This window comes from Vibrio sp. 10N.286.51.C3 (genome assembly GCF_003050065.1).
GTDB classification, from domain to species: domain Bacteria; phylum Pseudomonadota; class Gammaproteobacteria; order Enterobacterales; family Vibrionaceae; genus Vibrio; species Vibrio crassostreae.
This window is the reverse complement of sequence record NZ_PIGC01000022.1, coordinates 59,615-81,473: the sequence shown is the minus strand read 5'-3', so window position 1 is coordinate 81,473 and position 21,859 is coordinate 59,615. Positions and strand designations below refer to the sequence as shown.

The window sequence follows — 21,859 nt, the reverse complement described above, 5'->3', positions numbered from 1 at the left end:
ATAAGCGCTATTTGTTAGATCCTGTTAACCAAGTAACATTGATATCCACGATTTTCAGTTCGAGTATTAAGTATGCAGACTGCTACATTTTACATTGTGCCTTCAGACAGTCCGCAAGCCAACGAAGATGGTTTTGCTCACTATGTGCTGTTTCTTGCTCAGCACTTTGCGAAACAAGGCGCTAAGCTTTATCTCAATTGTAATGACAAAGAACATGCCGAGCGTATTGCTGAAGTTTTGTGGCAAGTCGAACCCAGTGAGTTTATTGCGCACAACTTGGTTGGCGAAGGCCCAAAGTATTCAACCAACATCGAAATTGGCTATCAAGGCGTAAAACATAATTGGAATCGTCAGCTAGTAATTAATCTGGCCGATAATCATACAACCTTTGCGAACGCCTTTGCTCAGGTGATAGACTTCGTCCCTTGCGAAGAAAAAGCTAAGCAACTCGCTCGAGAAAGGTATAAAATTTACCGTCAGGCTGGATATCAGCTACAGACGATCGAGATTCAACATCCATAGTCAAACCTCATAGTTAAAGCTATCTTTGGATTTAGATTCAAGAAGCTTCACTTATGAAGTTTGACCACGATTAACCATTCACAGTATCCGTTTAAGAGCACTATGGAAAAGACATACAACCCAACATCAATCGAACAAGCTCTGTATCAGACTTGGGAAGAGAAAGGCTACTTTAAGCCACACGGTGACACATCAAAAGAAGCTTACAGCATCATGATCCCGCCACCGAACGTCACTGGCAGCCTACACATGGGTCACGCGTTCCAAGATACGATCATGGATACGCTTATCCGTGCTCAACGTATGAAAGGCAAAAACACGCTTTGGCAAGTGGGTACTGACCACGCTGGTATCGCAACTCAAATGGTTGTTGAGCGTAAGATTGCTGCTGAAGAAGGTAAAACAAAACACGACTACGGTCGTGAAGCTTTCATCGACAAGATCTGGGAATGGAAAGGCGAATCAGGTGGCACGATCACTAAACAGCTTCGTCGTCTTGGAGCATCTGTAGATTGGGATCGTGAGCGATTCACTATGGATGACGGCCTATCGGCTGCGACTCAAGAAGTGTTTGTTCGTCTATACGAAGAAGACCTAATCTACCGTGGTAAGCGTCTAGTAAACTGGGATCCTAAACTGCACACTGCAATTTCAGATCTTGAAGTTGAAAACAAAGACAAAAAAGGTTTCATGTGGCACTTCCGCTACCCGCTAGCGAACGGTGTTAAAACGGCTGATGGTAAAGACTACATCGTTGTTGCTACTACTCGTCCAGAAACCATGTTTGGTGATACTGGCGTAGCGGTTAACCCAGAAGATCCTCGTTACAAAGATCTTATCGGTAAAGAAATCCTACTTCCTGTTGTTAACCGTCTTATCCCTATCGTAGGCGATGAGCACGCAGACATGGAAAAAGGCACGGGGTGTGTGAAAGTCACTCCAGCTCATGACTTTAACGATTACGAAGTGGGTAAGCGCAACAACCTACCGATGATCAACATCCTAACGTTCAACGCTGATATCCGTGATGCTGCTGAAGTCTTCACAACCAACGGCGAAGAAAGCGATGTTTACTCAACAGATATCCCTGCTAAGTACCAAGGCATGGAGCGTTTTGCTGCACGTAAAGCTATCGTTGCTGAATTCGATGAACTTGGTCTTCTTGAAGAGATAAAAGATCACGACCTAACTGTCCCTTACGGTGACCGTGGTGGCGTAGTTATCGAACCAATGCTGACTGACCAATGGTACGTGCGCACAGCACCTCTTGCAGCACCTGCAGTCAAAGCCGTTGAAGATGGCGAAATCCAGTTCGTGCCTAAGCAGTACGAAAACATGTACTTCGCGTGGATGCGTGACGTGCAAGACTGGTGTATCTCTCGTCAACTTTGGTGGGGCCACCGAATCCCAGCATGGTACGACAACGATGGTAAAGTTTACGTAGGTCGTACTGAAGAAGAAGTTCGTGAAAAGAACAACCTAGCGCCTGTTGTTGTGCTTAAGCAAGACAACGATGTACTTGATACATGGTTCTCTTCTGCACTTTGGACGTTCGGCACGCAAGGCTGGCCTGAAGATACTGAAGCAATGAAAACATTCCACCCATCAGAAGTACTAGTATCTGGTTTTGATATTATCTTCTTCTGGGTTGCTCGTATGATCATGATGACCATGCACTTCGTGAAAGACGAAGATGGCAAGGCTCAAGTACCTTTCAAAACGGTTTACATGACAGGTCTTATCCGTGATGAAAACGGCGACAAGATGTCTAAGTCGAAAGGTAACGTACTTGACCCAATCGACATGATTGACGGCATCGGCCTTGAAGAGCTAGTAGAAAAGCGTTGTGGCAACATGATGCAACCTAAACTGGCTGCTAAGATCGAAAAAGCAACACGTAAAACTTTCGAAAACGGTATCGAACCATACGGTACTGACGCACTGCGTTTCACTCTTGCTGCTATGGCTTCAACTGGCCGTGACATCAACTGGGACATGAAGCGCCTTGAAGGTTACCGTAACTTCTGTAACAAGTTATGGAACGCGAGCCGTTACGTACTGATGAACACAGAAGAGCACGATTGTGGCATGTCACTGTCTGTTGAAGACCGTGCAAACATGGAATTCTCTCTAGCGGATAAGTGGATTGAATCTCAGTTTGAAGTTGCAGCGAAAGAGTTTAATGCTCACCTAGACAACTACCGTCTAGACATGGCAGCAAACACGCTTTACGAATTCATCTGGAACCAATTCTGTGACTGGTACTTAGAACTAACTAAACCGGTTCTTTGGAAAGGCACTGAAGCTCAACAACAAGCGACTCGTTACACGCTTATCACGGTTCTAGAGAAGACTCTGCGTCTTGCTCACCCAGTTCTTCCTTACATCACCGAATCTATCTGGCAGAGCGTTAAGCCTCTAGTAGACGGCGTTGAAGGCGAGACAATCATGACTCAAGCGCTTCCTCAGTTTAACGAAGATAACTTCAATGCTGAGATCGTAGAAGACATCGAATGGGTTAAGACTTTCATCACAGCTATCCGTAACCTACGTGCGGAATACGACATTGCACCGAGCCAAGGCTTAGAAGTAATGATCAAAGTCGCTGATGAGAAAGATGCAGCTCGTATCGAAGCGAACAAGATCGTTCTTAACTCTCTAGCTAAACTAGACGACATTAAAGTTCTAGCTGATTGTGAAGAGACTCCTGCTTGTGCAACTAAACTGGTTGGTAAGTCTGAGCTAATGATCCCAATGGCGGGTCTTATCGACAAAGATGCTGAGCTTGCTCGTCTAGATAAAGAAGTAGCTAAAACTCACGGCGAGATTAAGCGTATCGAAGGTAAGCTAGGTAACGAGGGTTTCGTTGCTAAAGCGCCAGAAGCGGTTATCGCGAAAGAGCGTGAAAAGCTTGAAGGCTACCAAGAGACTCTTGTGAAGCTTGAAGAGCAAAAAGCAACAATTGCTGCTCTTTAAAACTGAATGAACGAGGAGGTTTCGAACCTCTCGCTCTAGATAAAAAGGTTGGCCTTCATGGTCAGCCTTTTTTTATGCACCAAGTTCCAATCCAATCAGCCTCACTCCAGTTTATTGATAGCTTTTGCCTATCAAAACAATCTTAACTGCCCATTGGATTTAGTGATAATAATTCTCAATAATAGCTCTATCGAAACAACACAACGACCGAGTAATTATCATGAAAAAGACACTAACCTTTGCTGCATTACATTTTACTATCGCATTTAGTGTCGCTTATGTACTCACAGGCGACATCTTAATTGGTAGCTTAATCGCCATGATTGAGCCCTCTGTGAATACTGTTGCCTTCTATTTTCATGAAAAGGCGTGGGCTCAAGTACCAGCGCTTAAAGCTCGTCAGTGGATGACCAAATTAAAAACAGCAAGCTTTGCTAGCATCCACTTTAGTGTTGCCTTTACCGTTGTCTACTTGTTGACTGGCGATGCCTTCATCGGCGGTGTGATGGCTTTGCTAGAGCCAGCTTTAAATACAGTTGCTTACTACTTCCACGAGAAAGTCTGGTTACGAAAAGCTGAAAGCCAAACAGTACAAGCTCAGTTTTGCTTACATCAACACGCTTAATCTAAAGCTCACTGAGCGATTGAAGCAACCAGTTTCGAATAACAAAATTCAGCTCACCATTGACAAAGTTGCGTACCGCAATTAAATTGATTGCGGTTCGCAACTTCATTTCTTAATCCAAAGGTAGGTGGTTATGAATTCTCAACAGTTAAGAGACTATTCTCGTCAAACGGTTCGTTTACTTGGCATGCTTGATAAGCAATGTGGTGATGTCGACCTCACTCCAGTCCAGGCTCATACTCTTGGTGAAATCCAGTTGCAGCCAATCACCATCAACCAATTAGCACAGCAACTTAACGTAGATAAATCGAATGCTAGCCGCACTGTCACGGGTCTGCTCAAGCTTGGTTTAGTTGAAAGCCTAGAGAACCCAACAGACAAGCGTAGCCAATTAGTCGCCCTAACCGCTCAAGGCGTTGATGCGTTATCTCAACTCGACCAGCAGCAAAGCATCTTCTTTGAAAAAGTACTCTCGACACTCAATAACAACGAACAACAACTGCTTAAGCAAGGACTTGAGAGCTATTTAAAAGGGCTAACGAAAGTATGCCAAGCGGATGAGTTTGTATTACGTCCACTCACAGAGTCAGACAACCAACAATTAGCCGAAGTCATTCGCCAAGTTTCGGCTGAGCATGGGCTCACAGAAGATAAAGGCTATGGCGTGGCCGATCCAACACTCGATGATATGTACTCTGTCTATAGCCAAGCAAACGCAATGTATTGGGTTATCGAACATAACGGAAAGGTTGTCGGAGGCGGTGGCTTTGCCCCTCTAGCAGGCAAACCCAATGTGTGTGAGCTACAAAAGATGTACTTCTTACCGCAAACTCGAGGGCATGGCCTAGCCAAGCGAATTGTCGCTTTGAGCTTAAAGCAAGCCAAACAACTTGGGTATCATCACATGTATTTAGAAACGACGGAATGCTTAGGTGCTGCGGTCAAACTCTATGAGAAACTTGGGTTTGAGCACCTTGACTCAGCTTGGGGAGAGACAGGCCACGACGCTTGTGAGGTTGTCATGGCCAAATCGTTATAAGCAGAATGTGCCGCTATAGCGAAAGAAGATAGTGCTAAAATATACGGAGTTAGCGTAAAAAGTTACTGACGCAAGAAGTTGGGTTCAAGGCAACAAAAGAACTCTCTTCTTGCCCATCAAGTACCACTTCTAATTGATATAGATGCTTAGGGTTGGGCTTCTCAAGGTTAAATACCATGGGAGCTTCCACCTGAAACACAACGCCGGTATGCTCTGCGCGCACATCTATCGGCATTACGAGTGTCATGCCATTAAACTTGATGGATGCCGATATTAACCCCGGCTTTAGCGTTTGATAGATAACATCTACTTTGAACTCACAGCCACCGCCATGGTGCCAGATCTGCTCTGTGACAACTTGCTCTAGTTTGACGTTTCGAACGAACTGCAGGTATGGCGCTTGCCAAATCCCGATGCGCGAATCAGATTTAACGACAACCTGTGAAGATACAGAATCATCCATATCCTCTTCAAGCAGCAGGCTCTCTTCTTCTTCAAGGAAAAGGATCTCAAAACGGTTTCGGCCAGACTGCATATAAGGGCGGATGTCTTTGCGATATTCAGCTTGGCTACCATCGCAATCAAACACGGCAACGCCATTCAGTCGCACTTCTGCAAAGTAATCGACACCCGCTACGACCAACTCAACGAATGGACACGCCAACATAGCGTCATCCACTTCAATGTCATGCATCAGGTGCCACTCTTGCTCTGCAATTTCATTTTCACTCAAGCTACCAGGGAGCTTTGAGCTTAACGGAGCCGGAAAAGTGATGTCATCTTGTGGGATAGAGAGATCCGTCAGTGGCGAAATTTGCCAAAGACCATCGAGAAGCAACCGCATATCATTCCTTGAGCTAGATCAATTTTGACCGCATTATAATGAATGAATGCATATAAAGACATTTATTTTTCTGAGGGTAAAAAAATGCCAGCTCGAGGCTGGCATTTTTTAAAATTAGGAAAGAATTACTCTTCGCCTTCATCATCTTCGTCCGGGTAGATAGCATCTTCACCTTCGTAGTAAGTGCCCCAACCGTCGTAGATAATGTCGAACTTCTCTGCAAGGTTCACAAGCTTCTCAACTTGCTCATCGATCGCTTCTGCATTCAGAGTACATTGCATCGTTGCATCACAACAAAGTAGCTTATTGCCATCTTCGTCTTCAGTCTCTTCAGCTTCAAGCACTTCAAAGCCCATTTTGAATGCTTCAACAACCGCTTTCTCAAGCACATCGAAATCTTCAGCAAATAGGTGATGCTCGATATCGTATAGAGCTTCAGGATCGCTACCATCTTCAATTAATGCTGTAATGATGTCGCGAGTCTCTTCCTTTTGAAATTCAATTAATTCCGCTACTGATAGATATTCATCTTCGTGAGACATGTGTCTGCTCCAGAGTGTTGACTATGAAAAGATCAAATTTGATTGCCACGAAATATGGCACGGATCGTCCAGAAAAGCCACCCAGATCAGGCCTAGAAAGGTAAGTTTATCGCGAGATCGCAGAGCCAATATCAATTCAAAAGTGAAATCAAAATCACAGAAACAAATTTCCAACATTTTATTAACCGCCACGTATTTTAGCATTTCGTTTTTGTGGCCACTTTAGGGCTTATTGAATAAAACTTGCGTGATTAGTCACATTGGCTGCATACACCCAACCGCTTTTAGGGTGCATAAATCCTCAGCTTGTTATCAAAAAGTGCATAATAGTGAATAAAAAATCACGATTAATAAGCAAAATTCAATTCTAACAAGCCATGAATTGAGCATAGATCCTCAAAAACGTTGTTCCGTGCGATAGCCAGTAAATTGGAATTTAATCTGCGTAAAGTTTAAAATGGCAGATTTTATGACCAATAATTAGCCAAATACCTTGCATTAACTCAATCTGTAAAACTTGCATATTACGGACAAGCTTGTCATAAATAGACGCTGGATTAATAGTAAGGATGCAAAATGAGTAAGCTGTACGTTGGCTCCGAAGTCGGTCAATTGAGACGAGTTCTCCTAAATAGACCTGAAAGAGCACTCACCCACCTCACCCCTTCAAACTGTCATGATCTTTTATTTGATGATGTACTTGCCGTTGAAGCAGCTGGTGAAGAACATGATGCCTTTGCAGAAACGCTGCGCAGTCAAGACGTAGAAGTGCTACTGCTGCACGACCTGCTAGTAGAGACGCTTGCCGTACCTCAGGCTCGTGAGTGGTTGCTGAATACTCAAATCTCAGATTTCCGTTATGGGCCTACTTTTGCCCGTGACTTAAGAAACTACCTTGCTCAAATGGATAATGAGCATCTAGCAACGATCTTACTCGGTGGCTTGGCTTATTCTGAGCTTCCTATCAAATCATCATCGATGCTGCCTAAAATGCATCGACCACTCGATTTCGTTATCGAACCTCTGCCTAACCACCTGTTTACGCGAGATACCTCATGCTGGGTTTACGGCGGTGTATCGCTGAACCCAATGATGAAGCCTGCACGTCAACGTGAAACGAACCACCTGCGTGCTATCTACCGCTGGCATCCAGTGTTCGCCGGTCAAGATTTCATTAAGTACTTTGGTGATGAAGACCTTCACTACGACAACGCCAATATTGAAGGCGGTGACGTACTGGTTATCGGTAAAGGCGCGGTACTGGTTGGTATCTCTGAGCGTACCAAGCCACAAGGTGTCGAAAACCTAGCGGCTAGCTTGTTCCGTTCGGGTCAAGCAACCGAAGTAATTGCTATCGATTTACCAAAACACCGCTCTTGTATGCACCTTGATACGGTGATGACGCACATGGATATCGACACTTTCTCTGTCTACCCTGAGATTGTTCGCAAAGATCTAGATACTTGGCGCCTAACACCAAAAGAAAATGGTGAGATGCGTGTAGAGAAATCGGAAAACTACCTGTCAGCAATTGAAGGGGCTCTAGGCCTTGATCAGCTGAAGATCATCACGACTGGCGGTGACAACTATGAAGCTGAACGTGAACAGTGGAATGACGCTAACAACGTACTAACAGTGAAGCCAGGTACCGTGATTGGCTATGAGCGTAATGTTTACACCAATGAGAAATACGACAAAGCGGGTATCGAAGTTCTAACGATTCCTGGCAACGAGTTAGGCCGTGGTCGTGGCGGCGCACGCTGTATGAGCTGCCCTATCGAAAGAGACGGTATCTAAGTCAAAGAGCTCAGTTAAACGAACTCAATAACTTATCTAGGCCAGTATTCATTTACTGGCCTTTTTTATTAAATTAATAAAATAAATATTCACAAATATAGCATCTTTATGTTTAACTGAGTTCTTCATTGATTCTATATTCGCAAGGAGCGAGAGATGGCCTTTAATCTTCGCAATCGTAACTTTCTAAAACTTCTCGACTTTACTCCTAAAGAGATTCAGTTTTTACTCGATCTGTCTGCTGATCTAAAAAAAGCTAAGTATGCAGGAACAGAGCAGAAAAAGCTTAACGGTAAAAACATCGCTTTGATCTTTGAAAAAGCATCAACACGAACTCGATGTGCTTTTGAGGTAGCGGCCTTTGATCAAGGTGCTCAAGTCTCTTATCTAGGCCCTTCTGGTTCTCAGATTGGTCAGAAAGAATCAATGAAAGATACGGCTCGTGTATTAGGTCGTATGTACGACGGCATTGAATACCGTGGCTTTGGTCAAAGCACTGTCGAAGATCTTGGCGCATACGCTGGTGTGCCGGTTTGGAACGGCCTAACCGATGAATTCCATCCGACTCAGATCTTGGCTGATTTCCTCACTATGCTTGAGCATGGTCGCGGTAAACATCTACATCAAATCAGCTTTGCCTACCTAGGTGACGCTCGTAATAACATGGGCAACTCACTTTTAGTCGGTGCTGCGAAAATGGGTATGGATATTCGCCTTGTCGCGCCAAAAGCCTTTTGGCCAGAAGAACAGCTCGTTGAAGAGTGCCAAGCTATCGCGCAAAGTACAGGTGCTAAAATCACGTTAACCGAAGACGTTGCTGAAGGTGTTAAAGGTTGTGATTTCCTTTACACCGATGTTTGGGTCTCGATGGGCGAGGCGCCAGAAGCTTGGGACGAACGTGTTGCTGTTATGACGCCTTACCAAGTGAATATGGAAGTTATTAAGCTCACTGGTAACTCTCAAGTGAAATTCATGCACTGCTTACCTGCTTTCCACAACAATGAAACCGTAATCGGCCAGCAAGTCGCAGACAAGTATGGAATGAACGGTTTAGAAGTCACTGACGAAGTCTTTGAATCGGATTACTCAATTGTGTTTGATGAAGCTGAGAATCGCATGCACACCATCAAAGCGGTAATGGTTGCGACACTGGGCCAATAGCGAATATTGAAAGTAAACAAAAGCTTGATGTAATCGCTTGCGCTCACAAATTGAAAGCGTATAATTCTCGGCAATTTGTCTGAGAGTAGTGAAAATGACGCCAACCAATATTGTGAAAACACCAAATATTGCTCGTAAGCTAAGATGCTTACCAGGCCGTCTATTCTGCTTTTCAGCACTTTTTTAAAGCCTCCCATTATGGGGGGCTTTTTTATGGCCAATACATTATTGTGGGGAAGAAGATCATGGCGAATTCGCTCTATCAAAAGCACATCATCTCAATTCCAGAGCTTTCTCGTGAAGAGCTAGAATTAATTGTTCAAACGGCAGGTCAGCTAAAGGCTGAACCAAACCCAGAACTCATCAAGAACAAAGTTGTTGCCAGCTGCTTCTTCGAACCTTCTACGCGAACTCGCCTCTCTTTTGAAACTGCGATTCAACGCATCGGTGGTGACGTGATTGGCTTCGACAGTGGTGGTAACACTTCTTTGGCAAAGAAAGGCGAAACGCTAGCGGACTCGGTACAGGTTATCTCTTCATACGTTGACGCTTACGTAATGCGTCACCCTCAAGAAGGCGCAGCGCGTCTGGCTTCTGAGTTCTCAAACGGTGTACCAGTTATTAACGCAGGTGACGGCGCAAATCAACATCCAACACAAACGTTATTAGACCTATTCTCTATCGCCGAGACACAAGGCCGCCTAGATAACCTTAACGTGGCATTTGTTGGTGACCTTAAGTACGGCCGTACAGTTCACTCGTTGACGCAAGCGCTAGCGAAGTTCGACAACATCTGTTTCTATTTCGTGGCACCAGAAGCACTAGCGATGCCAGACTACATTTGCGAAGAGCTTGATGAAGCGGGCATCAAGTACCAACTATTGACGGACATGGAAGATGTGATTCCTGAGCTTGATGTCTTGTACATGACTCGAGTTCAAAAAGAGCGCTTCGATGAGTCAGAATACGCGCACATCAAATCAGCGTACATCCTGACCGCTTCAATGCTGGAAAATGCACGCGATAACCTGAAGGTTCTACACCCTCTTCCTCGCGTTGATGAAATTACTATCGATGTCGATAAAACACCTTACGCTTACTACTTCCAGCAAGCAGAGAATGGTGTTTACGCGCGTGAAGCATTACTAGCCCTTGTTCTTAACGAAACGCTGTAGAGGAGAGATATCATGTCTAAAGAGACTCAATTAAAAGTTGAAGCAATCAGAAACGGTACTGTTATCGACCACATCCCAGCTAACATCGGGATCAAAGTGCTAAAACTGTTCGACATGCACAACTCTCATCAGCGTGTGACGATTGGCCTAAATCTGCCGTCTTCTGCACTAGGCGGAAAAGACCTACTCAAGATTGAGAATGTGTTTATCACCGAAGAACAGGCGAGCAAGCTGGCACTTTACGCACCTCACGCGACTGTTAACCAAATCGAAGATTACGAAGTGGTTAAGAAGTTAGCATTAGAACTTCCTGAGCAAATCAACGATGTGTTCGAGTGCCCAAATACCAACTGTATTACTCACAATGAACCGGTTGAAAGCAGCTTTAAGATCTTTGAAAAGAAAGAAGATATTCGATTAAAGTGTAAGTATTGCGAAAAGGTATTCTCTCGCGAGATCGTGACAGAAAGATAACGCCATACGGCAACGCTGACCGAATGTAAAAACTATCAAATACCTCGCCTATGCGGGGTATTTTGCTCTTTACCTATCCAAAGTTTGAAGGCACACTGAAAATTGATTTTTATCTAATAACTGATGGAATAAACCAATGACTAAAGTACTTCACACAGAATCTGCTCCAGCTGCAATCGGCCCATACGTACAAGGTGTTGACCTTGGCAACATGGTACTGACTTCTGGTCAAATCCCAGTAAACCCAGCAACTGGTGAAGTATCTGCTGATATCGCAGAGCAAGCTCGCCAATCTCTAGACAACGTTAAAGCGGTTGTAGAAGCTTCAGGCCTAACTGTAAAAGACATCGTAAAGCTAACAGTATTCGTTAAAGACCTAAACGACTTCGGTACAGTAAACGAAGTTTACGGCAAGTTCTTTGATGAGCACGGTGTTGCAAACTACCCTGCACGTTCATGTGTTGAAGTAGCACGTCTGCCAAAAGATGTAGGTATTGAGATCGAAGCTATTGCGGTTCGCAAATAGGTTTTAATATCTAGAATAAACGGTTTCTAGTAAACGAATAAGGCATAATGCTGAGCGTTTATCAGATACAAAAAAGGTTGCCCAATTGGCAACCTTTTTTATTGTTCATCGTTTCGCTTAGATGATTATTTCTTATTAAGCTCAACCACTTCTTTATCTAATTCTTCAAGCTTAGCAGCCATCTGCTCACGAGCTAAGTTCGCTAGTTCACGAACATTAGACTTGTCGTAACCTTCTGTGCTAATAGGTGGCAGCATATCAACAATCACATGGCCGTTGTTCCAACGGTTTAGCTTCACGCCACCTGTTGAGCTACACACGATAGGGATAATCGGTAAGCCTGCGCCGATTGCAGCATGGAAAGCACCCGTTTTGAATGGCAATAAACCACGGCCACGAGAACGAGTCCCTTCAGGGAACATCCATACTGAAACGTCGCTCTCTTTTAGGCTTGTCACTACCTGATCAATGGTACCCACCGCTTTGCTGCGGTTAGCACGGTCGATTAGGATGTTACCCGTCAGCCAGTAAAGCTGACCAAATAGAGGCATCCACACTAGGCTTTTCTTACCAACCGTCACCACTTTAGGCGTTACCGCTGATGAAATCGTGAATAGATCCCAGCTGTTTTGGTGGTTCGCCACATAAACATGTTGGCCGCGAGAGTAGGCATCTTCTGGGATGCGAAGCTCTAACTTCATGCCGAAGATCTTCGACATGCGACCGAAATAGCGGCCAAAGGTAAATACGTGTTTTGGGTTGCGCGGGCTTAGTAAACAGTAACCACACCCAAATACAAACATAAGAATCGCAAATATCGCCACTGCGAAAATACGTAATATTGCTATCATTTTGTTCCTCACCGACCGCCAAGTTGATTCATCTATTCGCGCAAAAATGAGCAATAGGTTCACTTGCGGTAAATACAACTATAAAAAAGCCGAAACCAAGGTTCCGACTTTTATGTTTTCATCTTACTGATTCATGAATCCACTAACCTAGGTTAGTTCGACTCACTAAATCGTGTAATGTTTGCGCCTAAGGCTGACAGTTTATCTTCAATCTTATCGTAGCCACGATCGATGTGATAAATACGGTCAACGATGGTTTCGCCTTGAGCAATACAGCCAGCAATCACAAGGCTCGCAGATGCGCGAAGGTCCGTAGCCATTACTTGAGCGCCGCTCAGTTTTTCCGTCTCACCACAGATAGCCGTGTTGCCTTCGATTTCCGCTTTTGCGCCCATTCGCTGTAACTCAGGAATGTGCATAAAGCGGTTTTCAAAGATAGTCTCAGTGATAACACCACTGCCCTTCGCCATCATGTTAAGCAGAGTAAACTGTGCTTGCATATCGGTTGGGAAGCCAGGGTGAGGTGCCGTTACGATTTTCACCGCTTTCAGTTCACGACCCGTCATATCAAGGCTGATCCAGTCTTCACCCGTTTCAACCTTCGCACCCGCTTCTTCAAGCTTCGCTAAGGCAGCTTCAAGAAGATGAGCGTTGGTGTTGCGACAAACCACTTTACCGCCAGAAACAGCAGCAGCAACCAGGAAAGTGCCCGTTTCAATACGGTCAGCAACCACAGAGTGTTGGCCACCACCAAGACGCTCAACGCCTTCGATAGTAATCGTATCTGTACCTGCGCCAGAAATTTTAGCACCTAGTTTGTTTAGGAAGTCAGCCGTATCAACAATCTCAGGCTCACGCGCTGAGTTATCGAGTACTGTTGTACCTTCCGCTAGTGTTGCTGCACACATGATAGTAATCGTAGCGCCAACGCTTACTTTATCCATCACGATGTGCGCGCCTTTCAAACGGCCATCAACACTTGCTTTCACATAACCATCTTCCAACTTAATGGTCGCACCTAGTTGCTCTAGGCCATGGATATGCAAATCAACAGGGCGAGCACCAATTGCACAACCACCAGGAAGTGATACTTGGCCTTCACCAAAACGAGCGACTAGAGGACCTAAAGCCCAGATAGATGCACGCATTGTTTTTACTAAATCGTAAGGCGCACAAAACTCATTAATTTCACTGCCATCAACATGAACACTACCGTTACGTGATACTTTTGCGCCGAGACGCTTTAGTAGCTCCATCGTAGTATCGATGTCACGTAGGTGAGGAACATTACTCACTTCAACTGGCTCTTCAGCAAGAATTGAAGCAAATAAGATAGGTAGCGCTGCATTTTTTGCGCCTGAGATCGTCACTTCACCGCTTAGCGGCTTGTCCGATCCAATAACTCGAAACTTTTCCATCATAAACCTTAAAGTGACATCAGTTTCTTATCACGTTCCCACTCTTCTGGCGTGAAAGCCTTAATAGAAAGAGCATGGATGTCATTACGTTGAATGTATTCCATTAGTGGGCCGTAGATTAGTTGCTGCTTCTTAACTCGATTCATGCCGTCAAAACATGGATCAACCGCAACAACTTCGTAATGACTGCCTTCACCCTTCACGAAAATTTCCTGAAGGTTCAGTGCCTCTGCTAATAATTCTTGTACTTTTGTGCTGTCCACAAATAGCTCCTGCCTAATTTTTTATGTGTTCTGCCATCATTGGCTGGATATTGCTCAATTGGAACAACGTTCGTAATTGTTCTGGCACGAAACTGAGCATTATATGACAGTTTTGATTTTTTGCATGCTCTAATAAGTGAATTAGCATCACCATTCCTGCTGAATCGACTCGATTTATATGGCTAAGGTCAATTTCAACGCTCGATTCCGTCGTTTGCCACTTTTCCAATATACGCCAGATTGCAGGGACACTGTCTCGGTCGATATCGCCGAGCAGCTGATATTCTTTAGAGCTTAGTGCTTGCCATTGAGAATGGCTCATTATTTATTACTCTCAAAACGAATCGGTTGTGCTGCTAATTTCTCTAGCTCGTCAGCAACCTGTAAGATGCCTTCTTGACGAATCTTAGTATTCCACTCCGATTGCTTGCTCGACAACAGGCTAATCCCTTCCGCAACCATATCAAATGCCTTCCACTCGCCAGATTTTTTGTCTTTACGAAGTTTAAATTCAAGCTTGATGTTAGGTCGCGGCGAATCAATGATATCTACCTTGATACTGGTAATACGGCTGTCCGCTTTGATTTTTGGTTCAGGGCCAAACTCGATGGTTTGGTCTGAATATTGAGTCAGTACTTGCGCGTAAGAAGAAACCAAGTATTTACGGAATGAGTCGATAAATACATGGACATCTTTTCTATCCGCGCCTTTCAGATTTGGCCCTAATAACTTAAGTGCCGCATATTGTGCATTCACATAAGGCATCAACTCTTCTTCCACGATCACCTTAAGGAGTTCTGGATCTTGGTGAATGTTGTCTTGTTCGCTCTTTAAGCGCTCAAATGCCACCTCAGCGACTTGCGTCATCATTTGGTAAGGCTGCGTTTTATCAATAGTCGTATCCGCAAAAGCTTGAGTAGAAATCAACAAGGCCATTACAGCGAAAAACCATGTTTTTAAGTGACTCATCGTTTTCAACATCCTCTTATTCCTCAGCTTTATTGTCATCAGAGCCGCCAACGCTATACAGCACTTGGCCAATCAAATCTTCGAGTACCAATGCCGATTTAGTATCTTCTATAGAATCCCCATCGACCAGCATCTCTTCATCGTCAAAAATGAAGCCTGGAACCAAACTGATGTACTGCTCACCGATTAAACCTGACGTTAAAATTTGAGCACTAGAGGTATCAGGAAATTGTGAGTACTTCGAATCAATAGACAATTTAACCACCGGCAGGTAGCTCTCGGTATCAAGCTCAATACTTTGAACTCGGCCAACAACCACGCCCCCCACTTTCACCGGAGAACGAACCTTTAGGCTACCAATGTTGTCAAAGGTCGCTTTGAGATTGTAAGTATGGTTCGAACCTATGCCTTTTACGTCAGCGACTTGAAAGATCATGATTAAGATTGCGCAAATTCCGGCAATAACAAAGGTGCCGACCCATAATTCTAATTTTCGAGTTTGTTGCATGATTAATTCCCAAACATCAATGCGGTAAGAACAAAATCTAGCCCTAATACCGCTAGAGAAGAGTGCACTACTGTGCGTGTGGTTGCCTGACTGATACCTTCTGAGGTCGGTACCGCATCGTAACCATTGAAAAGTGCGATCCAAGTTACGGTGATAGCGAAGACCATACACTTGATCATGCTGTTACCAATATCTCGACCTAGCTCAACAGAAGACTGCATCGCAGACCAGAAACTACCGTGGTCAATGCCTTTCCAATCAACACCCACTAACTGACCGCCCCAAATGCCTACCGCCATAAAGATCATAGCAAGCAATGGCATTGAGATAAGCCCGGCCCAAAGTCGTGGTGCAATAATGCGTTTAAGAGGGTCAACGGCCATCATCTCAAGGCTGGAGATCTGCTCTGTAGCCTTCATCAAGCCAATCTCAGCCGTTAACGCAGAACCTGCGCGACCTGCAAACAGCAGCGCTGTCACTACAGGACCGAGCTCTCGTAACAGAGAAAGAGCGACCATCTGACCAAGGTTCCCCTCTGCGCCGTAGTCGATTAACACGACATAACCTTGCAGGCTGAGTACCATGCCAATGAACAGACCCGAAACTAAAATAATAGCCAATGACTGAACGCCAACGCTATAAAGTTGTTTTACTAATAAAGGGAAGTTTTTTAGTCTCGGGATGCCAAACAACGCCCCGAATAACATCAGGCTTGCTCGACCAAATGACTCGCAAATCGCAAGTGTACGTCTACCGACACCCGCAATAGTTTTAGCTATCATATTAAAACAAATCCTTTTCTAGACTTTGCGCAGGGAATCTAAACGGCACCGGACCATCCGCTTCACCTTGTAAGAATTGCTGCACTCTCGGATCGTCGTTGTTGTACAACTCTTCAGGCGTTCCCGCAGCAATGATTTTGCTATCTGCCATGAGGTAAACCCAATCCGCAATACTCATTACTTCTGGAACATCGTGAGAAACGACAATCGAGGTTAAGCCCAACGCTTGATTGAGGTTACGAATAAGCTCAACCAAAACACCCATGGTGATTGGGTCTTGGCCAACAAACGGTTCATCGTACATGATGAGCTCTGGATCTAAGGCAATCGCACGTGCCAACGCCGCTCGTCTCGCCATACCGCCAGACAATTCACTTGGCATTAACTGTGCTGCCCCTCGTAACCCTACCGCCTCAAGCTTAAGTAATACGATGGTACGAATGAATTTTTCATTCAGTTCAGTGTGCTCTCGCAGAGGAAACGCCACATTATCAAACACATTGAGATCCGTAAAAAGCGCACCCGATTGGAATAGCATGCTCATTTTCTTACGTGCTTGATAAAGCTTTCGACGTGATAATGCAGGGATGTTGTCGCCATCAAACCAGACTTCGCCTCCATCTGGCGGCAACTGTCCGCCAATCAAACGCAACAAGGTCGTTTTACCAATCCCTGACGGCCCCATAATTGCGGTTATCTTACCTTGAGGAACCTCTAAACTTATATCATCAAAGATAACGCGATCACCGCGTGAAAAGCTGAGGTTCTTAACTTTCACAAGCTCAGTGTTCAACATATTTTTGTTGTTTCCTTGCTTTAAAAAACGCCAATTATGGCTGCAATAATAATGAGTCTACTTTAGAATTAAAAGCACTGTTCAATTAATTCATATTAAACAGGAATCTATGCAGGAATTTGAAAGCATTAGAAAATTATCTATTGAGCTCTCTTTCTTGCCAGCTAACTGGTAATTAATTTGCCGAGTGACTTCCCTTTTATCTAGCAACAGGTCAAAATTAGCGGTTAATTCTCCGTTTTTATTAATTTTTTAGGAATCATCATGCTTGAAGCGATTGCGTTTCTTATTATCGGTCTAGGTTTTTTGGTGTGGAGTGCAGATAAGCTGGTTTACGGTGCCGCAGCTCTTGCTCGCAACTTCGGTATTTCACCACTAGTTATCGGTATGACGATCTTAGCAATGGGGTCTTCGGCTCCTGAAATGATGGTTTCTGCAACAGCAGCCCTTGATGGCAAAACAGATACAGCCGTTGGTAACGTTTTAGGTTCAAACATCGCCAACATCGCGCTGATTTTAGGTATTACAGCACTAATTAAGCCATTATCTATTAGCTCAGGCGTGATTCGTCGTGAACTACCATTAATGATCGGTGTTACTCTACTAGCGGGCGCCCTACTGTGGGATAACCATTTAGGCTTCTATGAAGGCGTGTTGTTGTTTGTTCTTTTTGCCGCGTTTTTGTTTGCTATGTTGCAAATCAGCCGCAGCGAGAAAAAGAACGGCGATGCTTTCCTTGATGAACAAGAATCAGAAATCCCAGAGGGTGTAAGCAACCCTAAAGCCGCAATGTGGGTCGTGATTGGCCTGATCATCCTGCCTTTGGCTGCTGATATGCTGGTAGATAATGCGGTAATCATCGCGAAATATTTTGGCATGAGCGATCTTGTCATAGGTCTAACTATCATTGCCGTAGGTACTAGTCTGCCTGAGCTTGCCGCATCACTTGCTGGTGTTATGAAGGGTGAAGATGATATGGCCGTGGGTAATATCATTGGCTCAAACGTATTCAACATCCTTGCTGTTATGGGTATCCCGGGCATCCTAAACCCTTCGATCTTGAGCGAGTTCGCTATGGGTCGAGACTTCTGGGTAATGCTAGGCGTATCGCTACTGCTTGTTGTTATGGCACTAGGAAAATCTCGTAGCGTGAATCGTATTGAAGGCGGCGTGTTAATTATCACGTTTGTGGCCTACCAAAGTTACCTACTAATGAACATGTCGGCTTAATTGTTGATTTAACTTCCCGTACTTGGAGTATTTGATGTCTCAGCCATTTGATTACCGCAGCGTTGCAAAACAAGTTTTGGAAACCGAAGTTGCAGGTCTCACTCAATTAGACCAATATTTTAATGATGATTTTTGTAAAGCTTGCGACCTTATCCTGAACAACAAAGGCAAAGTCGTTGTGATGGGCATGGGTAAATCAGGCCACATTGGCAACAAAATAGCAGCAACGTTAGCAAGTACCGGGACATCTGCTTTCTTTGTGCACCCAGGAGAAGCAGCGCATGGCGACTTAGGCATGATCGAACCTGGCGATATTGTGATCGCAATATCCAACTCAGGCGAATCGGGAGAAATCCTCAGCCTATTCCCTGTATTAAAGCGTCTGAACATCAAGATCATCAGCATGACAGGTAAGCCAGCATCAAACATGGCGACCTTGTCTGATATCCATTTACAAATTTCAGTACCGGAAGAAGCGTGTCCACTGGGCTTAGCACCAACAACCAGTACCACGGCGACTTTGGTTATGGGTGATGCATTAGCCGTTGCACTTTTGCAGGCTCGAGGCTTTACCGCTCAAGACTTTGCATTGTCTCATCCAGGTGGCGCTTTAGGTCGTCAACTGCTGTTAAAACTAGACGACATCATGCACACAGGAGATGCACTCCCTGTTGTTGCACCAAATGCGCTAGTACGAGATGCTCTGTTAGAGATATCTCAAAAAGGCTTGGGCATGACAGCCATCGTTGGTGAAGATGGCCAAATGGCCGGTATTTTTACCGATGGTGATTTACGCCGAATCCTAGACAAGCGCGTTGATATTCATAACACGCAGATCGGCGACGTAATGACACTTAACCCAACTGTAGCAGAACCAAACATGCTCGCAGTAGAGGGATTAAACTTGATGCAAGCTAAAAGCATCAATGGCCTGATGTTGTGCCATGAAGGTAAGCTGGTTGGAGCCTTAAACATGCATGACTTACTGAAAGCAGGAGTAATGTAATGACACAGACAGTCGAAACCTTATACGGCACAGTAGATGCTGATGTATTCGCAGTAGCAAAAGAGATCAAACTACTAATTTGCGATGTCGATGGTGTATTCTCTGATGGTCGCATCTACATGGGCAACAACGGTGAAGAGCTGAAGACCTTTCACACTCGTGACGGTTACGGCATTAAATCACTGATGAACGCGGGTATTGAAATCGCGATCATCACTGGTCGTAAATCTCAAATTGTTGAGAATCGAATGACTGCTCTAGGCATCAAGCTGATTTATCAAGGCCAAGACGATAAAGTTAAGGCATACCAGGATATTTGCGATAAGCTTTCTGTAAATCCTGAAAACACAGGTTACATCGGCGACGATCTGATCGACTGGCCTGTGATGGAAAAAGTTGGCTTGAAGGTCTGTGTAGCAGATGGTCACCCGCTACTTGCAAAGCGAGCAAACTACGTGACAACCATTAACGGTGGTCATGGTGCGGTACGTGAAGTTTGCGACCTTATTTTACAAGCAAGAAATGAACTCGACGTGCATAAAGGTTTAAGCATATGAGTTTTACTCGTATTATCTATTTAATACTAATATTTATTGCCTCTTGGTCGACCTATTATCTGTACGACAAAGAGCAAACATCAACGATACAAGTAGCTCCAAATTTGGAGCTGCCCGCGTTTAGTGGCAAAAGCCTAAACAACATTAGCTATGACGAAAGCGGTATTCGTAGCTATCAGGTTGAATCGACGTATTTAGAACATTACTCAGTGGTTGGCGATACGCACTTTCAAAACCCGGTTCTTTCGGTATTCCGAGAAGGACACACGATTGAATGGCAAGTCACCGCTGATCGCGCGATTATGGATGAGAATCAAGTTGTCACTTTTTATGACAACGTCGTGGCAAAGAACCTATTGCCAGAAGCCAGCTTCGATACAATGACTACAGATAAAATGGTTGTTGAGCTGCCTAGCCGAGATTTTTATTCAGAGACTCCGGTCCATATGATCGGTACATTTTTTGAAACTGAGGGACAAGCAATGAAAGGTAACTTCGGTACCAACAATGCAACCCTCTTTAATTCTGTTCAAGGTAGATATGAAACTCTTACACCTTAGTTTATTCGCTTTGACCCTTGCGGCACCAAATGTCTATGCCCTTTCTTCGGATAGCGAGCAACCTGTCTACATTGACTCAGACAGCCAGCAATTGGATATGAAAAGTAATCAAGTAACCTTTCTTGGTGATGTAAACCTTAAACAAGGCAGCATCAATATCAATGCCGATAAGGTTATTGTTACCCGCAACGCCGTAAACGGCGAGATTGAAGAAATTCAAGGCTTCGGTAAGCCAGCAACCTTCTCTCAGCTTACTGACGATGGTAAGACACTCTACGGTGAAGCTGACGACCTGCATTACCAGCTTGTTGCCGACAAACTGATCATGACCAAGAATGCGATGCTATCTCAAGACGGCAGTATCATTCGCGGCTCTAAGATCACTTACCAGATCGGTTCTCAGAAATTAGTCGCTGACAGTGGTGAAAACAAACGAGTGTCAACGGTTTTACAACCAACGGAAGTGAATAAGTAACGATGGCTGTTCTTAAAGCAAAAAACCTAGCGAAAACCTACAGCAAGCGCAAAGTTGTTACCGATGTAAGCTTGCAGGTAGAGTCAGGCCAGATCGTTGGTCTGCTTGGGCCTAACGGTGCAGGTAAAACCACGTCTTTCTATATGATTGTTGGTCTGGTTGCGCGTGATGAGGGCACCATCAGCATTGATGACCGAGACATCAGTATCTTGCCAATGCACAGTCGCTCTCGTCTTGGTATCGGTTATCTGCCACAAGAAGCATCGATTTTCCGTAAGTTGTCAGTTGAGAACAACATCATGGCGGTATTACAAACCCGTGATGAGATGACCAATGAACAGCGTCAAGATAAGTTGGAAGACCTGCTTGAAGAATTCCACATCCAACATATCCGTACCAGTAATGGTATGGCTCTGTCGGGTGGTGAGCGTCGTCGTGTTGAGATTGCTCGCGCACTAGCAGCAAACCCGCAGTTCATTCTTCTGGATGAACCGTTCGCTGGTGTTGACCCGATCTCGGTTATCGATATCAAAAAAATCATTGTTCACCTACGCGATCGTGGCTTGGGCGTTTTGATTACCGACCACAACGTTCGTGAAACACTAGACGTATGTGAAAAAGCTTACATCGTAAGCCAAGGACACCTAATCGCTGAAGGTACTCCTGAAGATGTTCTCAATAACGAACAAGTTAAACAAGTTTATCTAGGCGAACAATTCCGTCTATGATTATATAGAGAGTATCGAGAGTTCTAAGAATAATA

25 protein-coding genes are annotated in these 21,859 nt (G+C 44.5%); 15 read left to right on the top strand and 10 right to left on the bottom strand.

Annotated features, from left to right (window positions below):
- The first annotated feature begins 72 nt into the window (after positions 1-72).
- From CWO27_RS20250 to CWO27_RS20235, 4 genes are all read left to right on the top strand, one after another.
- Positions 73-522: a DNA polymerase III subunit chi gene (locus CWO27_RS20250; protein WP_102431396.1), complete on the top strand. Its 450-nt coding sequence runs from the start codon at positions 73-75 to the stop codon at positions 520-522.
- A 102-nt stretch (positions 523-624) separates the two neighbouring features.
- Positions 625-3,498 (top strand): valine--tRNA ligase, encoded by a 2,874-nt coding sequence (locus tag CWO27_RS20245; RefSeq protein ID WP_102431397.1) that lies wholly within the window; start codon positions 625-627, stop codon positions 3,496-3,498.
- A 220-nt stretch (positions 3,499-3,718) separates the two neighbouring features.
- Complete coding sequence (locus CWO27_RS20240; protein WP_048662132.1) at positions 3,719-4,123, top strand: DUF2061 domain-containing protein; 405 nt, start codon at positions 3,719-3,721, stop codon at positions 4,121-4,123.
- Positions 4,124-4,256: 133 nt separating this feature from the next.
- Positions 4,257-5,162 (top strand): bifunctional helix-turn-helix transcriptional regulator/GNAT family N-acetyltransferase, encoded by a 906-nt coding sequence (locus CWO27_RS20235; RefSeq protein ID WP_102431398.1) that lies wholly within the window; start codon positions 4,257-4,259, stop codon positions 5,160-5,162.
- A 49-nt stretch (positions 5,163-5,211) separates the two neighbouring features.
- Here the strand turns inward: CWO27_RS20235 and CWO27_RS20230 are convergent, their stop codons facing one another.
- Together CWO27_RS20230 and rraB are read right to left on the bottom strand one after the other, a co-directional pair.
- The gene (locus CWO27_RS20230; protein WP_102431399.1) at positions 5,212-6,006 is read right to left on the bottom strand and encodes a glycosyl hydrolase 2 galactose-binding domain-containing protein; all 795 of its coding nucleotides are present in this window, start codon (positions 6,004-6,006) and stop codon (positions 5,212-5,214) included.
- Between the two features lie 125 nt (positions 6,007-6,131).
- A complete protein-coding gene (rraB, locus tag CWO27_RS20225; RefSeq protein WP_017058930.1) occupies positions 6,132-6,548 on the bottom strand; it encodes a ribonuclease E inhibitor RraB in 417 nt (138 codons plus the stop codon).
- A gap of 576 nt (positions 6,549-7,124) precedes the next feature.
- On the opposite strand from rraB, the gene arcA reads away from it, so the two are divergent.
- From arcA to CWO27_RS20200, 5 genes are all read left to right on the top strand, one after another.
- The gene (gene arcA / locus CWO27_RS20220; protein ID WP_048659260.1) at positions 7,125-8,345 is read left to right on the top strand and encodes an arginine deiminase; all 1,221 of its coding nucleotides are present in this window, start codon (positions 7,125-7,127) and stop codon (positions 8,343-8,345) included.
- A 156-nt stretch (positions 8,346-8,501) separates the two neighbouring features.
- Positions 8,502-9,506, top strand: a complete 1,005-nt coding sequence (locus tag CWO27_RS20215) for an ornithine carbamoyltransferase (protein WP_102432499.1) — start codon at positions 8,502-8,504, stop codon at positions 9,504-9,506.
- A gap of 245 nt (positions 9,507-9,751) precedes the next feature.
- On the top strand, positions 9,752-10,681 hold the full coding sequence (gene pyrB / locus CWO27_RS20210) for an aspartate carbamoyltransferase (protein WP_048659262.1): 930 nt from the start codon (positions 9,752-9,754) through the stop codon (positions 10,679-10,681).
- 12 nt (positions 10,682-10,693) lie between these two features.
- A complete protein-coding gene (pyrI, locus tag CWO27_RS20205) occupies positions 10,694-11,155 on the top strand; it encodes an aspartate carbamoyltransferase regulatory subunit (RefSeq protein ID WP_017632290.1) in 462 nt (153 codons plus the stop codon).
- A 136-nt stretch (positions 11,156-11,291) separates the two neighbouring features.
- Positions 11,292-11,681: a RidA family protein gene (locus CWO27_RS20200; protein WP_004738682.1), complete on the top strand. Its 390-nt coding sequence runs from the start codon at positions 11,292-11,294 to the stop codon at positions 11,679-11,681.
- 125 nt (positions 11,682-11,806) lie between these two features.
- Here CWO27_RS20200 and CWO27_RS20195 read toward each other — a convergent pair whose 3' ends face one another.
- From CWO27_RS20195 to mlaF, 8 genes are all read right to left on the bottom strand, one after another.
- Positions 11,807-12,532 carry a 1-acylglycerol-3-phosphate O-acyltransferase gene (locus CWO27_RS20195; RefSeq protein WP_102432498.1) on the bottom strand — a complete coding sequence of 242 codons (726 nt, stop codon included), beginning with the start codon at positions 12,530-12,532 and terminating at the stop codon, positions 11,807-11,809.
- Positions 12,533-12,684: 152 nt separating this feature from the next.
- Complete coding sequence (murA, locus tag CWO27_RS20190; protein WP_017058925.1) at positions 12,685-13,950, bottom strand: UDP-N-acetylglucosamine 1-carboxyvinyltransferase; 1,266 nt, start codon at positions 13,948-13,950, stop codon at positions 12,685-12,687.
- 8 nt (positions 13,951-13,958) lie between these two features.
- On the bottom strand, positions 13,959-14,213 hold the full coding sequence (gene ibaG, locus CWO27_RS20185) for a BolA family iron metabolism protein IbaG (protein ID WP_017058924.1): 255 nt from the start codon (positions 14,211-14,213) through the stop codon (positions 13,959-13,961).
- A 13-nt stretch (positions 14,214-14,226) separates the two neighbouring features.
- Positions 14,227-14,535, bottom strand: a complete 309-nt coding sequence (locus CWO27_RS20180) for an STAS domain-containing protein (RefSeq protein WP_004735315.1) — start codon at positions 14,533-14,535, stop codon at positions 14,227-14,229.
- On the bottom strand, positions 14,535-15,149 hold the full coding sequence (locus CWO27_RS20175; protein ID WP_240699569.1) for an MlaC/ttg2D family ABC transporter substrate-binding protein: 615 nt from the start codon (positions 15,147-15,149) through the stop codon (positions 14,535-14,537). The genes CWO27_RS20180 and CWO27_RS20175 overlap by 1 nt, the downstream gene beginning before the upstream one ends.
- 49 nt (positions 15,150-15,198) lie before the next feature.
- Complete coding sequence (mlaD, locus tag CWO27_RS20170; RefSeq protein WP_048662139.1) at positions 15,199-15,690, bottom strand: outer membrane lipid asymmetry maintenance protein MlaD; 492 nt, start codon at positions 15,688-15,690, stop codon at positions 15,199-15,201.
- Between the two features lie 2 nt (positions 15,691-15,692).
- Positions 15,693-16,472 carry a lipid asymmetry maintenance ABC transporter permease subunit MlaE gene (mlaE, locus tag CWO27_RS20165; protein WP_017632286.1) on the bottom strand — a complete coding sequence of 260 codons (780 nt, stop codon included), beginning with the start codon at positions 16,470-16,472 and terminating at the stop codon, positions 15,693-15,695.
- Between the two features lies 1 nt (position 16,473).
- Positions 16,474-17,268, bottom strand: a complete 795-nt coding sequence (gene mlaF, locus CWO27_RS20160) for a phospholipid ABC transporter ATP-binding protein MlaF (RefSeq protein WP_048659265.1) — start codon at positions 17,266-17,268, stop codon at positions 16,474-16,476.
- A gap of 264 nt (positions 17,269-17,532) precedes the next feature.
- Between mlaF and CWO27_RS20155 the strand changes: the two genes are divergently transcribed.
- Genes CWO27_RS20155 through lptB form a run of 6 tightly spaced genes read left to right on the top strand, consistent with a single transcriptional unit; the run spans position 17,533 to position 21,824 of the window.
- Positions 17,533-18,498 (top strand): calcium/sodium antiporter, encoded by a 966-nt coding sequence (locus CWO27_RS20155; RefSeq protein WP_048659266.1) that lies wholly within the window; start codon positions 17,533-17,535, stop codon positions 18,496-18,498.
- Between the two features lie 34 nt (positions 18,499-18,532).
- Positions 18,533-19,504 carry an arabinose-5-phosphate isomerase KdsD gene (kdsD, locus tag CWO27_RS20150; protein WP_102432495.1) on the top strand — a complete coding sequence of 324 codons (972 nt, stop codon included), beginning with the start codon at positions 18,533-18,535 and terminating at the stop codon, positions 19,502-19,504.
- Positions 19,504-20,061: a 3-deoxy-manno-octulosonate-8-phosphatase KdsC gene (gene kdsC, locus CWO27_RS20145; protein ID WP_048659268.1), complete on the top strand. Its 558-nt coding sequence runs from the start codon at positions 19,504-19,506 to the stop codon at positions 20,059-20,061. Before kdsD ends, kdsC begins: the two co-directional genes overlap by 1 nt.
- Positions 20,058-20,621, top strand: coding sequence for an LPS export ABC transporter periplasmic protein LptC (gene lptC / locus CWO27_RS20140; protein ID WP_004735306.1), 564 nt, complete (start codon positions 20,058-20,060; stop codon positions 20,619-20,621). The genes kdsC and lptC overlap by 4 nt, the downstream gene beginning before the upstream one ends.
- Positions 20,602-21,096: a lipopolysaccharide transport periplasmic protein LptA gene (gene lptA, locus CWO27_RS20135; protein ID WP_004735305.1), complete on the top strand. Its 495-nt coding sequence runs from the start codon at positions 20,602-20,604 to the stop codon at positions 21,094-21,096. The genes lptC and lptA overlap by 20 nt, the downstream gene beginning before the upstream one ends.
- Before the next feature lie 2 nt (positions 21,097-21,098).
- Positions 21,099-21,824 carry an LPS export ABC transporter ATP-binding protein gene (gene lptB / locus CWO27_RS20130; protein WP_004735304.1) on the top strand — a complete coding sequence of 242 codons (726 nt, stop codon included), beginning with the start codon at positions 21,099-21,101 and terminating at the stop codon, positions 21,822-21,824.
- Positions 21,825-21,859: the final 35 nt, after the last annotated feature.

Bases quoted from the DNA above. Each gene is read 5' to 3' on its own strand.
- CWO27_RS20250 (WP_102431396.1), top strand. From the start codon at position 73: ATGCAGACTGCTACATTTTACATTGTGCCTTCAGACAGTCCGCAAGCC.
- CWO27_RS20245 (WP_102431397.1), top strand. From the start codon at position 625: ATGGAAAAGACATACAACCCAACATCAATCGAACAAGCTCTGTATCAG.
- CWO27_RS20240 (WP_048662132.1), top strand. From the start codon at position 3,719: ATGAAAAAGACACTAACCTTTGCTGCATTACATTTTACTATCGCATTT.
- CWO27_RS20235 (WP_102431398.1), top strand. From the start codon at position 4,257: ATGAATTCTCAACAGTTAAGAGACTATTCTCGTCAAACGGTTCGTTTA.
- CWO27_RS20230 (WP_102431399.1), bottom strand. From the start codon at position 6,006: ATGCGGTTGCTTCTCGATGGTCTTTGGCAAATTTCGCCACTGACGGAT.
- rraB (WP_017058930.1), bottom strand. From the start codon at position 6,548: ATGTCTCACGAAGATGAATATCTATCAGTAGCGGAATTAATTGAATTT.
- arcA (WP_048659260.1), top strand. From the start codon at position 7,125: ATGAGTAAGCTGTACGTTGGCTCCGAAGTCGGTCAATTGAGACGAGTT.
- CWO27_RS20215 (WP_102432499.1), top strand. From the start codon at position 8,502: ATGGCCTTTAATCTTCGCAATCGTAACTTTCTAAAACTTCTCGACTTT.
- pyrB (WP_048659262.1), top strand. From the start codon at position 9,752: ATGGCGAATTCGCTCTATCAAAAGCACATCATCTCAATTCCAGAGCTT.
- pyrI (WP_017632290.1), top strand. From the start codon at position 10,694: ATGTCTAAAGAGACTCAATTAAAAGTTGAAGCAATCAGAAACGGTACT.
- CWO27_RS20200 (WP_004738682.1), top strand. From the start codon at position 11,292: ATGACTAAAGTACTTCACACAGAATCTGCTCCAGCTGCAATCGGCCCA.
- CWO27_RS20195 (WP_102432498.1), bottom strand. From the start codon at position 12,532: ATGATAGCAATATTACGTATTTTCGCAGTGGCGATATTTGCGATTCTT.
- murA (WP_017058925.1), bottom strand. From the start codon at position 13,950: ATGGAAAAGTTTCGAGTTATTGGATCGGACAAGCCGCTAAGCGGTGAA.
- CWO27_RS20180 (WP_004735315.1), bottom strand. From the start codon at position 14,535: ATGAGCCATTCTCAATGGCAAGCACTAAGCTCTAAAGAATATCAGCTG.
- CWO27_RS20175 (WP_240699569.1), bottom strand. From the start codon at position 15,149: ATGGCCTTGTTGATTTCTACTCAAGCTTTTGCGGATACGACTATTGAT.
- mlaD (WP_048662139.1), bottom strand. From the start codon at position 15,690: ATGCAACAAACTCGAAAATTAGAATTATGGGTCGGCACCTTTGTTATT.
- mlaE (WP_017632286.1), bottom strand. From the start codon at position 16,472: ATGATAGCTAAAACTATTGCGGGTGTCGGTAGACGTACACTTGCGATT.
- mlaF (WP_048659265.1), bottom strand. From the start codon at position 17,268: ATGTTGAACACTGAGCTTGTGAAAGTTAAGAACCTCAGCTTTTCACGC.
- CWO27_RS20155 (WP_048659266.1), top strand. From the start codon at position 17,533: ATGCTTGAAGCGATTGCGTTTCTTATTATCGGTCTAGGTTTTTTGGTG.
- kdsD (WP_102432495.1), top strand. From the start codon at position 18,533: ATGTCTCAGCCATTTGATTACCGCAGCGTTGCAAAACAAGTTTTGGAA.
- kdsC (WP_048659268.1), top strand. From the start codon at position 19,504: ATGACACAGACAGTCGAAACCTTATACGGCACAGTAGATGCTGATGTA.
- lptC (WP_004735306.1), top strand. From the start codon at position 20,058: ATGAGTTTTACTCGTATTATCTATTTAATACTAATATTTATTGCCTCT.
- lptA (WP_004735305.1), top strand. From the start codon at position 20,602: ATGAAACTCTTACACCTTAGTTTATTCGCTTTGACCCTTGCGGCACCA.
- lptB (WP_004735304.1), top strand. From the start codon at position 21,099: ATGGCTGTTCTTAAAGCAAAAAACCTAGCGAAAACCTACAGCAAGCGC.